General features: G+C 72.4%; 19 protein-coding genes and 1 pseudogene. 14 read left to right on the forward strand and 6 right to left on the reverse strand.

Annotation, left to right across the window (positions count from 1 at the left end; translation table 11 throughout):
- The coding region (locus E1293_RS36385) for a helix-turn-helix transcriptional regulator (protein ID WP_132202895.1) at positions 1-604 on the forward strand (604 nt) is incomplete at its 5' end.
- A 127-nt stretch (positions 605-731) separates the two neighbouring features.
- On the forward strand, positions 732-1100 hold the full coding sequence (locus E1293_RS36390) for a YybH family protein (protein WP_132202897.1): 369 nt from the start codon (positions 732-734) through the stop codon (positions 1098-1100).
- Here the strand turns inward: E1293_RS36390 and E1293_RS36395 are convergent.
- Positions 1097-2236 (reverse strand): alkene reductase, encoded by a 1140-nt coding sequence (locus tag E1293_RS36395; RefSeq protein WP_243717072.1) that lies wholly within the window; start codon positions 2234-2236, stop codon positions 1097-1099. The two genes, E1293_RS36390 and E1293_RS36395, sit on opposite strands and share 4 nt — an antisense overlap.
- Positions 2237-2280: 44 nt before the next feature.
- On the opposite strand from E1293_RS36395, the gene E1293_RS50560 reads away from it, so the two are divergent.
- The 6 genes from E1293_RS50560 (at position 2281) to E1293_RS36415 (ending at position 4525) form a co-directional block, all read left to right on the forward strand.
- Positions 2281-2721: a sigma-70 family RNA polymerase sigma factor gene (locus E1293_RS50560; protein WP_341770234.1), complete on the forward strand. Its 441-nt coding sequence runs from the start codon at positions 2281-2283 to the stop codon at positions 2719-2721.
- 225 nt (positions 2722-2946) lie between these two features.
- The gene (locus E1293_RS50565) at positions 2947-3129 is read left to right on the forward strand and encodes a hypothetical protein (protein ID WP_341770235.1); all 183 of its coding nucleotides are present in this window, start codon (positions 2947-2949) and stop codon (positions 3127-3129) included.
- A 47-nt stretch (positions 3130-3176) separates the two neighbouring features.
- Positions 3177-3446 (forward strand): helix-hairpin-helix domain-containing protein, encoded by a 270-nt coding sequence (locus E1293_RS36405; protein ID WP_132202899.1) that lies wholly within the window; start codon positions 3177-3179, stop codon positions 3444-3446.
- A 151-nt stretch (positions 3447-3597) separates the two neighbouring features.
- On the forward strand, positions 3598-4101 hold the full coding sequence (locus tag E1293_RS36410; protein WP_132202901.1) for a hypothetical protein: 504 nt from the start codon (positions 3598-3600) through the stop codon (positions 4099-4101).
- Positions 4101-4244: a hypothetical protein gene (locus tag E1293_RS47965; RefSeq protein WP_165978551.1), complete on the forward strand. Its 144-nt coding sequence runs from the start codon at positions 4101-4103 to the stop codon at positions 4242-4244. The genes E1293_RS36410 and E1293_RS47965 overlap by 1 nt, the downstream gene beginning before the upstream one ends.
- Positions 4241-4525: a hypothetical protein gene (locus E1293_RS36415; protein ID WP_132202903.1), complete on the forward strand. Its 285-nt coding sequence runs from the start codon at positions 4241-4243 to the stop codon at positions 4523-4525. Before E1293_RS47965 ends, E1293_RS36415 begins: the two co-directional genes overlap by 4 nt.
- Here the strand turns inward: E1293_RS36415 and E1293_RS36420 are convergent.
- Positions 4473-4880 carry a nuclear transport factor 2 family protein gene (locus E1293_RS36420; RefSeq protein ID WP_132202905.1) on the reverse strand — a complete coding sequence of 136 codons (408 nt, stop codon included), beginning with the start codon at positions 4878-4880 and terminating at the stop codon, positions 4473-4475. The two genes, E1293_RS36415 and E1293_RS36420, sit on opposite strands and share 53 nt — an antisense overlap.
- A gap of 95 nt (positions 4881-4975) precedes the next feature.
- Here E1293_RS36420 and E1293_RS36425 point away from each other — a divergent pair, with 95 nt between their 5' ends.
- Positions 4976-5524: a TetR/AcrR family transcriptional regulator gene (locus tag E1293_RS36425; protein ID WP_132202907.1), complete on the forward strand. Its 549-nt coding sequence runs from the start codon at positions 4976-4978 to the stop codon at positions 5522-5524.
- Between the two features lie 10 nt (positions 5525-5534).
- On the opposite strand, the pseudogene E1293_RS36430 reads toward E1293_RS36425, so the two are convergent.
- The 3 genes and pseudogenes from E1293_RS36430 to E1293_RS36435 form a co-directional block, all read right to left on the reverse strand.
- A pseudogene (locus tag E1293_RS36430) lies at positions 5535-5738 on the reverse strand (alcohol dehydrogenase catalytic domain-containing protein); the annotation flags it as partial.
- A gap of 202 nt (positions 5739-5940) precedes the next feature.
- Positions 5941-6225, reverse strand: a complete 285-nt coding sequence (locus E1293_RS48885) for a Rossmann-fold NAD(P)-binding domain-containing protein (RefSeq protein WP_207939301.1) — start codon at positions 6223-6225, stop codon at positions 5941-5943.
- A 3-nt stretch (positions 6226-6228) separates the two neighbouring features.
- The gene (locus E1293_RS36435; RefSeq protein WP_207939302.1) at positions 6229-7122 is read right to left on the reverse strand and encodes an FAD-dependent monooxygenase; all 894 of its coding nucleotides are present in this window, start codon (positions 7120-7122) and stop codon (positions 6229-6231) included.
- A gap of 161 nt (positions 7123-7283) precedes the next feature.
- Here E1293_RS36435 and E1293_RS36440 point away from each other — a divergent pair, with 161 nt between their 5' ends.
- Entirely contained in the window at positions 7284-7838 is a 555-nt protein-coding gene (locus E1293_RS36440; protein WP_132202909.1) for a TetR/AcrR family transcriptional regulator, read from the forward strand.
- Between the two features lie 304 nt (positions 7839-8142).
- Positions 8143-8883 (forward strand): SDR family NAD(P)-dependent oxidoreductase, encoded by a 741-nt coding sequence (locus E1293_RS36445; RefSeq protein WP_132202911.1) that lies wholly within the window; start codon positions 8143-8145, stop codon positions 8881-8883.
- Here the strand turns inward: E1293_RS36445 and E1293_RS36450 are convergent.
- On the reverse strand, positions 8855-9589 hold the full coding sequence (locus E1293_RS36450; RefSeq protein WP_132202921.1) for a GbsR/MarR family transcriptional regulator: 735 nt from the start codon (positions 9587-9589) through the stop codon (positions 8855-8857). The two genes, E1293_RS36445 and E1293_RS36450, sit on opposite strands and share 29 nt — an antisense overlap.
- Before the next feature lie 221 nt (positions 9590-9810).
- Between E1293_RS36450 and E1293_RS36455 the strand changes: the two genes are divergently transcribed.
- Genes E1293_RS36455 through E1293_RS36465 form a run of 3 tightly spaced genes read left to right on the forward strand, consistent with a single transcriptional unit; the run spans position 9811 to position 12221 of the window.
- The gene (locus E1293_RS36455; RefSeq protein ID WP_132202913.1) at positions 9811-10473 is read left to right on the forward strand and encodes a DUF4097 family beta strand repeat-containing protein; all 663 of its coding nucleotides are present in this window, start codon (positions 9811-9813) and stop codon (positions 10471-10473) included.
- Between the two features lie 27 nt (positions 10474-10500).
- Positions 10501-11451 carry an ATP-binding cassette domain-containing protein gene (locus tag E1293_RS36460; protein WP_132202915.1) on the forward strand — a complete coding sequence of 317 codons (951 nt, stop codon included), beginning with the start codon at positions 10501-10503 and terminating at the stop codon, positions 11449-11451.
- Entirely contained in the window at positions 11448-12221 is a 774-nt protein-coding gene (locus tag E1293_RS36465) for an ABC transporter permease (RefSeq protein WP_132202917.1), read from the forward strand. The genes E1293_RS36460 and E1293_RS36465 overlap by 4 nt, the downstream gene beginning before the upstream one ends.
- Positions 12222-12417 lie beyond the last annotated feature (196 nt).

Raw genomic sequence — 12417 nt, forward strand, 5'->3', positions numbered from 1 at the left:
CACCTACGGCGCCCCCCTGCCCGGCGCCACCGTCATGCTCCGCGGCGCGTACGACCTGCACGGCGACGCCGCGTCCCGCCTGCTGGACCTGCTCCCGCCGCTCGCCGTCGTGCCCGCGGGCCCGCGCACCCGCACCGCCCTCGACCTGCTGTCGGCCGAGGCGGCCCGCGACGAGCCGGGCCAGGACGCGGTCCTCGCCCGGCTCCTGGACCTGGTCCTGGTGATCGCGCTGCGGGCCTGGTGCACCCGCCCGGAGGCGATGCCGCCCGCCTGGTACCGGGCCCTGGCCGACCCGGCGATCGGTGAGGCGCTGCGCGTCCTGCACGAGGACCCCGCCCACCGGTGGACGGTCGCCGCACTGGCCGCCCAGGCCGGCATGTCCCGCGCCGCCTTCGCCCAGCGCTTCGCCGCCCTCGTCGGCCGGCCCCCGCTCGGCTACCTCACCGACTGGCGCATGACCCTCGCCGCCGACCTGCTCCGCGACACCCGGCACACCGTCGCCACCGTGGCCCGCCAGGTCGGCTACCAGGACCCGTTCGCGTTCAGCGTGGCGTTCAAACGCGCCCGCGGGCACACGCCCACCGCATGGCGCGGCACCTCCTGACCGGCGGTTTCCACGGCGGCGCCAATCATAAGCATCACTTCTGACTGGCAGCAGATCTATCTCTTGGACTTCTGACTAGGAGGCGACCACGATGGGAGGTGTCAAGCAAGGAACCTGGGAGGAAGCCATGACGGAATACGAGAAGGCCATGCGGCCCGAGGACATCACCCGCCTGTTCGTCGAACGCTCCAACGCCGGTGACCCGGCCGGCGTCGCCGCCCTCTACGAGCAGGACGCGGTGCTGGCCTACCCGCCCGGGTCGCAGACCGTGGGACGCGACGCGATCCGCGCCCTGTGGGAGAAGGTCCTGGCGAACGCGCCCCGGTTCGAGCCCGAGGAGCCGCTGCCGACCCTGATCAGCGGCGACCTCGCCCTGACCTCGACGCCGCCCAAGGACGGGGCCGGGGCCCGCGCGCAGGTCGTCCGCCGCCAGCCCGACGGCAGCTGGCTCCGCGTCCTGGACCAGCCCGAGTTCGTCCCGCCGCCCGCCGCCTAGCCGCCCGCCCAGATCGGGTAGTCGACGTAGCCGCGCGCCCCGCCGCCGTAGCGGGTGCCGCGGTCGTCGGACGCCGTCTCACCGCCCAGCGCGAACCGGCCCACCAGGTCGGGATTGGCGATGAACAGCCGGGCGAACGACACCGCGTCGGCGATCCCGTCCCCGACGATCGCGTTGCCCGACTCCCGGCCGAAGCCGTGGTTGGCGATGAGCGGGCCGTCGAACCCCTTGCGGTAGCGGGCGAACGCCTCGAAGTCCGGGACGGTGTCCGGCACCGGCCCGCGCAGATGCAGATACGCGAGCGGACGCCGGTTCAGCTCCGCCACCAGCCCGTCGTAGGCCGCCAGGGTCTCCTCGTCGGCGGTGTAGGGGTAGGGGCCGCGGGTCCGGCCGGCGTCGCGGGCGGTCCAGTGCGGTGACAGCCGCACCCCGGCGCGGCGCCCGTCCCACGCGGCCGCCACCGCGTCCACCACCTCCAGCAGCAGCCGGGACCGGTCGGCGCCGTAGCCGTCGGCGCGGCGGTTCAGCCGCGGGTTGAGGAACTGCGCGATCAGGTAGGTGCCGTTCGCGGCGACCTCGACCCCGTCGAACCCCGCCCGCCGCGCTCGCTCCGACGCCGCGCCGTAGTCGGCGACCGTCCGCCCGATCTCCGCCGCCGTCATCGCCCGCGGCGCGACCGTCGCCCTGCGGCCCGCCGGCGTCCGGCACACCTCGCCCGGGTCGATCGCCGACGGACCCGCAGGCAGCGCCCCGCCCAGCAGATCGGGATGGGAGTTCGCGCCCGCATGCCACAGCTGCAGCACGATGCGCCCGCCCAGCGCGTGGACGACGCCGGTCACGCGCCGCCACGCCTCCACCTGCCGGTCGGTGAAGACGCCGGGAACGCCCGGAAACCCGATCGCGTGCCCGCTCACCCACGCGCCCTCCGCGACGATCAGCCCGGCGGTGGCGCGCTGGCCGTAGTAGGCGGCGTGCAGGTCCGTCGGCACCAGCTCCCGGCCGGCGGCCCGCGCCCGCGTCAGCGGCGCCATCACCACCCGGTTGGGCAGCTCCAGGTCCCCGAGCGCCACCGGCCGCAGCAGCGGCTGGCTACCCTGGTCGTATCGGATCATCGTCTCCCTGCCGTGGTCGTCCATCGGATGCCACCACGCAGACGAAACGCGGCAAGGAAAGGTGACCGATGGACGAGGAACTGGCCGAACGCTTCGAGGCGCACCGCCCGGCTTTGCGCGCGGTCGCCTACCGCATGCTCGGCACAACCGGCGACACCGACGACGCCGTCCAGGAGGCCTGGCTGCGCCTCGCCCGCACCGGCCCCGCCGGCATCGGCGACCTGGAGGCGTGGCTGCGCACCGTCGTCGCCCGCATCTGCCTCGACATGCTCCGCACCCGCACCTCCCGCCGCGAGGACACCTACGGGTGGCGCTCGCCCGTCCAGCCCGCTGACGGCGACCCCGAGACCGAGGCCGTCCTCATCGAGTCGGTCGGACGCGCCATGCTCGTCGTCCTGGACACCCTCGGCCCCGCCGAACGCGTCGCGTTCATCCTTCATGACGTGTTCGCCGTCCCGTTCGACCAGATCGCCGCCATCGTCGACCGCGCCCCGGCCGCCGCCAAGTAACTCGCCAGCCGCGCCCGCCGCCGCGTCCGCGGCGCCACCACGACACCGCCGCGCGAACTCGCCGAACAGCGCCGCGTCGTCGAGGCGTTCCTCGCCGCCGCCCGCAGCGGCGACCTGGACGCCCTCCTCGGCGTCCTCGCCCCCGACGTCGTCCGCCGCGCCGACGCCGCCCTCACCCCCGGCAGGCCCGCGGTCGTCCGCGGCGCCGAAACCGTCGCCCGCGAGATGCAGCTGTTCGGCCGCCGCGCCCGCTACGCCGAACCCGCCCTGGTCAACGGCACGGTCGGCGCCGTGGTCGCCCCGCACGGCCGGTTCCTGCTCGCCCTCGCCATCACCGTCCACGACGGCCGCGTCACCGCCTACGAGATGATCGCCGACCCGTCCCGCCTGGACCTCGCCGTCCCCTGACCGATTCCTACAAGACCCGGCCGCGCCCGCCCGCCTACGTTGGCCGCATGAACTCCGACCTGACCGAGCTGGCCAACGTGGGACGCGCCGTGGCCCGCTACTTCGAATCCATCGGCATCACCGCCATCGCCCAGCTCCCGGGCCAGGACCCCGTCGACCTGTACGAGCGGATGTCGGCCGCCCACGGCACGCGCCTGGACCCCTGCCTGCTCGACACCGTCATGTCCGCCGTCGACCAGGCCGAAGGACGCCCCGCCCGCCCCTGGTGGCACTACACCCAAGACCGCAAACGCCTCCTCGCCGAGACGCCCGCCTGATCCCCCCTGCCGACCGCCCGCGCCGCACCGCAGCCAGCCTGCTGACCAACACCCTCACCGCACCCGCGACCAACCGCGCGCGTCCGAGGCGGCCCGCATCCTGGGCGACCCGGTCAGTACCGGCAAGGCCGCGTCACTGCGCATCCACACGATGCCGACGACGACCCACGACCGGACGCTCGCGGCGGCCGAACTGGCCGCCAACCAGCTGGAACCCCACGTCCGCGACGACCCTGGCGTCCACCTGCTGGGCATGCTGGCACCGGCGGCCTCCGTGACCGCCACCGTCGCCTACGACTACGACCGGGCGCAGCACTGGCTGGACCAGGCCGAGCGGCCGGCCGAGCGCACCCCCGACGCCCCGGGCGAGAACCGGGGCGCCTTCTCGGCGTCCAACGTCGGCTCATGGCGGGTGGCGCTAGCCACCCAGCGCGGCGAAACAGGCCGAGACCTGCTCGACCTGGCGGGCCGCGTCGACGAGCGCGAGCTCGCCCCTGCCGGGGACGCCACGCCGCTTTCCTCGCCGACGTGGGATGCGGCCTCGCCCGCGACCGCAGGACCAGGAAAGAAGCACAGCGCCGGCTGCTGCGCGCCGAGAAGAGCGGGCCCCACAAGATCCGCAACTCCGCGGCGGTGGAAGATACCGTCGCCGTGATGCTCACCCAGCCGCAAGACGCCTCCACCAGGCGCGAGCGAACGATCAACAGGTGGGGATGGGGTCAGGAGATCGGGCCGGCGGACGAGACCACCGGTGCGGCCGACCGGATCGTCCACGTCCTGCGCGCGGTCCAGGCGTGAGCGCCGAGACCGCCGACACATGGAGACCCGCCTGCCTGCCGGGCGGTGGAGCCGGCGTCCTCACCTGGTACGGGCAGGCCGCCCGGCGCTGGTGGGCGCTCGTGCCGTGGTTCTGGTCGTCCACCGGTGCCGCCCTCGCCCCGTGCACGGACGTCGCCCGCGCCCGCGCCGAGGTCGCCGCCCTGCTGCGGCCGTTCCTGGCGAGGCGGTGGTGGCGGGTGCGGTCCGTCAGGCGCGTCCGCCCAGGGGGGCGCGGTGTGCGCGGATCTTGCGGTGGCTGATCCGCCAGCCCTGCGGAGTCCGGACGATGGTGTCCTCGTAGGTCACGCTCCCGGCGGTGCCGTCGGCGTAGACGCCGATCCCCTTGGTACGGGCGTGCACCCGGTCGTCGGCGACATCGGTGAGGACGACGTTGGTGACGTGGTGGCCGACCGGGTTCCGCTCGCCCAGGGCACGCGCAGCCTCGATGCGGGCCGCGGAGCCCAGCAGCGGCTCCTGCCCGAAGTCGGAGACGTCGTAGACGGCGTCGGGGGTGAACAGGTCGTCCAGTCGCTCCAGCTCCCCGCTGTCGCACAGGTGGCCGTGCATGGAGATCAGCTCGGTGATCTGGGTGCGGTCGTCGGCGGTGAATCCCATCGCTCCTCCTCGAAGACAGAAGCGGGGAGTTCCCCGTTTCTTGCCTCCGCTATGCTAAGCAGGGACATCCCCGTTTAACAACCTAGGGAGCACGGATGGCAGGCCGGGCGCGACGCGCGGACGCCGAGCGGAACGCCCGCCTGCTGCTCGCGGCCGCCAGGGAACTGTTCGACGAGCAGGGCCCGAGCGCCGCCTTGGACGAGATCGCCAAGCGGGCGGGCGTCGGCAACGCGACCCTCTACCGGCACTACCCGACCCGCGCCGACCTGCTCGTCGCGGTCTACGCCGACGAGGTCGCCGCGCTCTGCGACCGGGGCAGCGCCCTGCTGGGCGAACCGGCCGCCGGTGAGGCGCTCCACACCTGGCTGGAGGCCTTCGCCGTCCATGTGGCGACCAGGCGGACACTCGCGTTCGCCGGCACCGAGGCCGATGGTGAGCGCCGCACCGCGCTGTTCGAACGCTGGCATGCCGCGCTGACCTCGACGGCGGCGGAGCTGCTGACCCGCGCGCAGCGATCGGGCCACGTCCGTGGGGACCTCACCGTGGCCGAGGTGCTGACGCTGGTCAACGCGGTCGCGGCCGCAGACACCGACCCGGCCCGGGTCCGCCGCCTCCTGTCGATCGTCCGCCACGGCCTCACCTGATGCCGGGCCAGCCGACCTGCGCCATGGACACCCGGTGGACGCAGGACGAGGAGTATCCCGAGCGGCAGATCTCGCAGGTGCCGCCGGAGGCTACGAACGAGCCCACGACGAACTGGCCGGGCCTGACGGTCCGCACCTCGCCGCCGACCTCCTCGACCACGCCGACGTACTCGTGCCCCATCGGCATGGGCCGCTCGACGGGCTCGACACCGCGCAGCGCGAATGACGGCCCCTTCCCCTGCCAGTCGTGCGGAGATCACCGTCAAGCCAGGATCGGCGTCGGGTTGGCGTCGGTCCTGGGGGATGCGGGGAGCCCCGGCGCCGCGCCCTCACGGCGTAGTGTTCGAGAGAACAGGGGCTGGAGGCTCCGACTGCTCAGATCCACAGGTTCCTGCCCTCTTCCGATGATGGCGGTCTCAGTTCAGGCCGGTGAGGAACTCGCCGAAGAGCCGGTTGGCGGCCTCCGAGTCGTAGAGGCGCTCGAACTCGGCGCGCGCCAGGCGGCGCCGGAACTCACCGTGGTAGGAGACGTCTCCCGCGTCGTGCATGAGGTCGGTGAACCATGCAGCGAACGCCTGGTAATTCCACACGTGCTTCATACAGGTGGCGGAGTACGCCTCCAGCAGGCACGTGTCCTGCTCCTTGACCTGCTTCAGGACGGCTGCGGCGAATATGTCGGCCTCGTGCAGGGCCAGGTTCATGCCCTAGGCGCTCATGGGCGGCACGATGTGCGCGGCGTCGCCGAGCAGGTACAGGCGGCCGTGGCTCATCGGGTCGTGGACGACACTGCGCAGTGGCACCAGTGTCTTGCTGGAGATCCGTCCCTTCACGGCGACCGGTTCGCCGAAGCGTGCCTCGATCTCTTCCCAGATACGGTCGTCCGTCCACTCCTCGACGGAGGTGTCCAGGGGGCATTGGAGGTAGAAGCGGCTCGCCTGCGGGCCGCGGGCGAACTGGCCGGCGAATCCCCGGCCGTGGATCGCCATCATGGACTGGTGGTTGGAGGGGGCCTCGGCCAGTACGGTCAGCCAGGCGTACCCGTACTCGTGGGAGTGGCGGGTCAGCTCCTCCTCGGGGATGCTCGCCCGGCTGACGCCGTGGTCTCCGTCGCAGCCGGCGATGAAGTCGCAGGTGATGGTGCGGGTCATGCCCCCGCTGTCGCGGTAGCGCACCTGGGGCCGGGGGCCGGTGATGTCCTCCAGCTCCACGTCCTCGGCTTCGAAGCGCAGATCGCCGCCGTCGCCGACGAACACGTCGATGAGGTTGCGCACGAGGACCTGCTGTGGGCAGAAGCGCCCGTCGCCATGGTCGTCGGTCATGTACTTGAAGGGCCGCGTCTCCCCGTCAATGCGGAAGTTCAGCACCGGCTCGAAAGGGACGCCGCCGAGGACCCGGTCCGCCAGACCCCACTCGCGGAACATGCGCGCCGCCCGGGAGTCGATGACACCCGCACGCTGGCGCTGCTCGACGTACTCGCGGCTTTGCCGCTCCAGTACGACACAGTCGATCCCGCTGCGCAGGAGGAAGTTGCCGAGAGTGAGGCCGGCGACACCCGAGCCGACGATCACGACAGTGGTGTTCTCGTCCATCACGGACATGGATGTGGTGCTCCTCAGTGCTGTGGTTGTGGGTCGTGTCGGTTGCCGGTGACGGCCCGGTCGGCGCGTTTGGCGCACGGGGGCGAGGCGGCATACGCTTAAGCGAAGTCTTCACTACGCATCATACGTAGTGTCCACTACGTTTGCATAAGGGGTCCGGTATGCGCCGCGACGGAGCCGCCAACAGGGAGAAGGTCCTGCTGGCCGCCGAGCATGTGTTCGCCGAGAAGGGGGCCGCCGCTTCCACCGACGAGGTCGCCCGGCGGGCCGGGGTCAGCATCGCCACCGTCTTCCGGAACTTCGCCACCAAGCAGGACCTGATCGAGGCCACCGCGGTGCGCTACCTGGAGAAGCTGACCGCCGAGGCGTTGCGGCTCGCCGACGGCCAGGACGCGGGCAAGGCCTTCGCCTCCCTGGTGAAGACCCTCGCGGCGGCCGGGCCGGTGAAAATGACCTTGCTGGACCTGCTGCCGCCCCACGACGACGACGGACAGGGCCTGTCCCGGCCGGTCACCGAGGCGGCCGACGCCTTCCGCGCGGCCCTCGACGGCGCGCTCCACCGCGCTCAGGCCGCCGGTGCCGCACGGTCCGAGGTCACCGGCGACGACGTCTCCCTCCTCCTGCGCGCCCTCGCATACGCCACGGACCTCAGCGAGGGCGAAGCACTCGACCGGGCCGTGGGCATCGTCCTCGACGGTCTCGGCGTACCGCGCTGACACCCCGTATCTCCCGCAGGTGACCTGCCGCACGTCGAACGGAGCCCGCAGACGGGCGTCGGCCAGCCGCCGCACGAAGGCGCCGATCTGCTCGTAGCGCCAGTCCTCCCGCCGGGCGAGGACCCGCTGGGCCTCGGGGTCCACCGCCGCGCGGCGGTGAGGATGCCGCGCCGGGTCCGCCGCACCCCCGCAGTCCCGGCCCGGCCTCGTTCGACTCTGACCTGCCCATCCGCTCATGATACAACCCGTATCTTGTGATACATCTTGTAACACGATTTGGATCGATCCCGAGGGGGAGTGAGTCATGGCCGACCGTCCTGTGGCGCTCGTGACGGGGGCGAACAAGGGGCTGGGCAAGGAGACCGCCCGGCAGCTCCTGGCACGGGGGATGACCGTGGTGATGGGCAGCCGCGACGCGGGGCGCGGCATCGAAGCCGCCGGGGACCTGGGCGCGGACGGGGCGGCCGTCCCGGTGCGGCTCGACGTGACCGACCCCGCCGGCGTCCAGGCGGTGGCGCAACGGCTGCGCCGCGACCACGGACGGCTCGACGTGCTGGTCAACAACGCCGGAACCGTCGTGGACCGGCTCGCCGCCCAGACCACCGCGGACGAGATGCGCCGCACCTACGAGGTCAACGTCTTCGGCGCCGTCACGGTCATCCACGCGATGCTGCCCCTGCTGCGGGCCGCGGCGGCGCCGCGCATCGTCAACGTGTCCAGCACCACCGCCTCACTGGGCCTGACGACCGGCGGCACCGACTTCGGCGGCGACGCCGACCGCCGGATGGCCTACACGTCGTCGAAGACCGCGCTGAACATGCTCACCGTCCAGTACGCGCGCGCCTTCGCCCAGGACCCCGGCCTGTCCCACATCAAGATCAACGCGGCGACGCCCGGGTACACCGCCACCGACCTCACCGGCCACCGCGGCACCCGCACCGTCGAGGAGGGCGCCCGCATCATCGTGGACCTGGCCAAGGCGGCCGGCGCCGGCGCCGGCGCGACCGGAGGCTTCTTCAACGACCAGGGTCGTGTGCCGTGGTAGGCGGGGTGTGGAGGACGTCGCGGGCCTGCTCCGCGGCGCGGATGGTGCTCTCGGTGACGAAGGTGAGGAAGCGGGCGACGTTCTCCAGCCGGGCGGCGGCGGGCGTGTCGCGGCCGAGGATGCCGGCGCCCTGCCGCGCGGTCTCGATGATCTGGGCGAGGGACCGGGCACTGGCCATCATCGACTGGTACCAGATGTCGTCGTCGACGACGTAGCGCTCGCGGCGGCGTTCGTCGCGTTCCCGGCGGACCAGGCCCTGGCCCTCCAGGAACGTGATCGCCTTGGAGACGGACGCCGGGCTGACCTGCAGGCGCCCGACCAGTTCGGACGCGGTGAGGCTGCCCGCGTCGGACAGGTAGAGGCAGCCCAGCACCCGGGCCATCATCTTGGGCAGTCCCGAGGCCATCAGGACGGTGGTGAACGTCTCCTCGAACTCCCGCACGGCCTCGGCGTCCCGTCCGTGCGGCTGCGCGGAGGCCTCCGGCCCCGGGGACGCGGCCTGCCGGCGCCGGTGGGCGCGGCGCTCGGTGGCGCGGTGGGCCAGGTCGGCGCGGTAGGCGGTGGGGCCGCCGTTGCGGGTCACCTCACGCGTGATCGTCGAGGTGGGACGGTCGACGCGCCTGGCGATCTCCGCGTAGGCGAGGCCGTCGGCCAGCCCCAGCGCGATCTGCTGGCGCTCCTGCTGGGTGAGCCTGCCTCCCGGCATCGCGGCCTCCTTCATGTTCTCCGCTGCCCCCAGCATAGCGTTCACTTCCATGCCATTGCAATGAACGAGGCTGAATCGTTGCGTTAAATGAGAGGCCATTGCAACAATATATAGGCGCTGAACTGCATGGATATAGAACCTGTGCAACAAGTCTGTTGCCATATCCTGAAATGCAACGTAGCGTTTCCAGTGTTCGAAACAACGAGCCACTGGAGCGCACGATGCAGAAGTTCGACACCCCCGCCCCCATCTCCGCCGTCCTCGACATCCCCGCCGGGCGCGTCCGGTTCATCGCCGCCGACCGGTCCGACACCGCGGTCGAGGTCCTGCCCGCGGACGCCTCGAAGAGCCGCGACGTCCGGCAGGCGGAGCAGACCGCGGTCGAGTACCGCGACGGCGTGCTCCGGATCGAGGCCGCGGCGAAGAGCCGCGCCTTCGGCCCGTCCGGGTCGGTCGAGGTGACGGTCCAGCTGCCCGCCGGCTCCCGCGTCGAGGGCAAGGCGGCCGCCGCCGAGCTCCGGGGTGTCGGACGCCTCGGCGACGTCGCCTTCGACGGCGCCTACCGCCACATCAAGCTGGACGAGGCCGCGAGCGTCCGCCTCACCGCGACCGACGGCGACGTCGAGATCGACCGGCTGACCGGGCCCGCGGAGATCAGCACCGCCCGCGGCGGCATCCGGATCGGCGAGGCCGTGCGCGGCACGGTCGTCCTGCGCACCGAGTCGGGCGACATCTCGGTCGGCGCCGCCGCCGGCGTCTCGGCCTCCCTGGACGCCGGCACCGGCCACGGCCGCATCGGCAACGCCCTCAAGAACGACGGCACCGCCGAACTCGACATCACCGCCACCACCTCCCACGGCGACATCACCGCCCGCAGCCTCTGACCCGAAGCAGATCCAAGGAGCGATACCATGACCACCCTGGCCATCGAGGCGAACGGGCTGCGCAAGTCCTACCGGGGCAAGGACGGCGACAAGGTCGTGCTCGACGGCATCGACCTGGCCGTCCCGGAAGGGACGATCTTCTCCCTGCTCGGCCCGAACGGCGCCGGCAAGACCACCACCGTCCAGATCCTGTCCACCCTGGTCCCCGCCGACGGCGGCACCGTCCAGGTCGCCGGGCACGACCTGGGCCGCCGGCCCGACGACGTGCGCGGCGCGATCGGCGTCACCGGCCAGTACTCGGCCGTCGACAAGCTGCTCAGCGGCGAGGAGAACCTGCTCCTCATGGCCGACCTCAAGCACCTGTCCCGCCGGGACGGCAAGCGCAAGGCCGCCGAACTGCTCGACCGCTTCGACCTGGCCGACGCGGCGCGCCGACCCGCCGGGACCTACTCCGGCGGCATGCAGCGCCGGCTCGACCTGGCGATGACCCTGGTCGGCGACCCCCACCTCATCTTCCTGGACGAGCCCTCCACCGGCCTCGACCCGCGCAGCCGCCGCGCCATGTGGGGGATCGTCCGCGAACTCGTCGCGAGCGGCGTCACCATCTTCCTCACCACCCAGTACCTGGAGGAGGCCGACGAGCTCGCCGACCGCATCGCCCTCCTCGACCACGGGCGGCTGATCGCCGAAGGCACCGCCGCCGAACTCAAGCGGCGCATCCCCGGCGGCCACATCCGCCTCACCTTCGCCGGCGCCCACCTCCTCGACGCCGCCCGCGCCCTCCTCGGCACCGGCATCGCCGACCCCGAGGCGCTCACCCTGCAGGTCCCGAGTGGCGGCGGCGTCCACGCGATCCGCGAACTGCTCACCCTGCTGGACGAGCACGCGATCGACATCGCCGAGATGAGCGTGCACACCCCCGACCTCGACGACGTCTTCCTCACCCTCACCGGCCACAAGCAGGAGGCCACCCGATGAGCACCCTCGCCCTCGCCGCCCGCGACTCCTCCACCATGGTCAGGCGGCAGCTCAAGCGCCTGCTCCGCTACCCGTCCATGACCGTGCAGCTGGTCGTCACGCCCGTCATCATCCTGCTGCTGTTCGTCTACGTCCTCGGCGGCACCCTCGGCGACGGGATCGGCGGCGGCCGCGACGCCTACGTCGACTACGTCGTCCCCGGCATCCTGCTCATGACGGCCGCCATGGCCGCCACCGGAACCGCCGTCATGGTCGCCACCGACATGACCGAGGGCATCATCGCCCGGTTCCGCACCATGCGGATCTCCCGCGCCTCCGTCCTGACCGGCCACGTCGTCGCCAGCGTCGTCCAGCAGCTGCTCAGCATGACCGTCCTGGTCGGCATCGCCCTGGCGATCGGGTTCCGCCCCAACGCGAGCGCACTCGAATGGCTCGCCGCGATCGGCATGCTCACCCTGTTCGCCGTGGCCGTCACCTGGCTGTCGGTCGCCCTCGGCCTGAAGTCCCCGACCCCCGAGGCCGCCAGCAACGCCCCGATGCCCCTGGTCCTGCTGCCCTTCCTCGGCAGCGGCTTCGTCCCCACCGACTCCATGCCCACCGCGCTGCGCTGGTTCGCCGACTACCAGCCCTTCACCCCGATCATGGAGACCGTCCGCGGCCTCCTCCTCGGCAGCCCGATCGGGAACAGCGCCGCCATCGCCGCCGCCTGGTGCGCCGGCACCGCCGCCCTCTCCTACCTCTGGGCCAAGCGCACCTTCAACAAGTCCTGACCGCGAACCGCCCGGACAGGGCCGCCGGACCACCGGGTCCGGCGGCCCTGACCCCTTTCCTCTCCACCGCGCCGGGGGACCTGAAATCCGGGCAAAGGTTGGGCCTGCGGCCGGGCGGGACGCCCGCAACGTCCGGCGGGACGCCGTTAACGTGCGGGAATGCCGCAGACGCCCGGCGACTCGCCCGCCTACGCGC

Origin of the sequence: Actinomadura darangshiensis (genome assembly GCF_004349235.1) — a bacterium.
Taxonomy (GTDB): domain Bacteria; phylum Actinomycetota; class Actinomycetes; order Streptosporangiales; family Streptosporangiaceae; genus Spirillospora; species Spirillospora darangshiensis.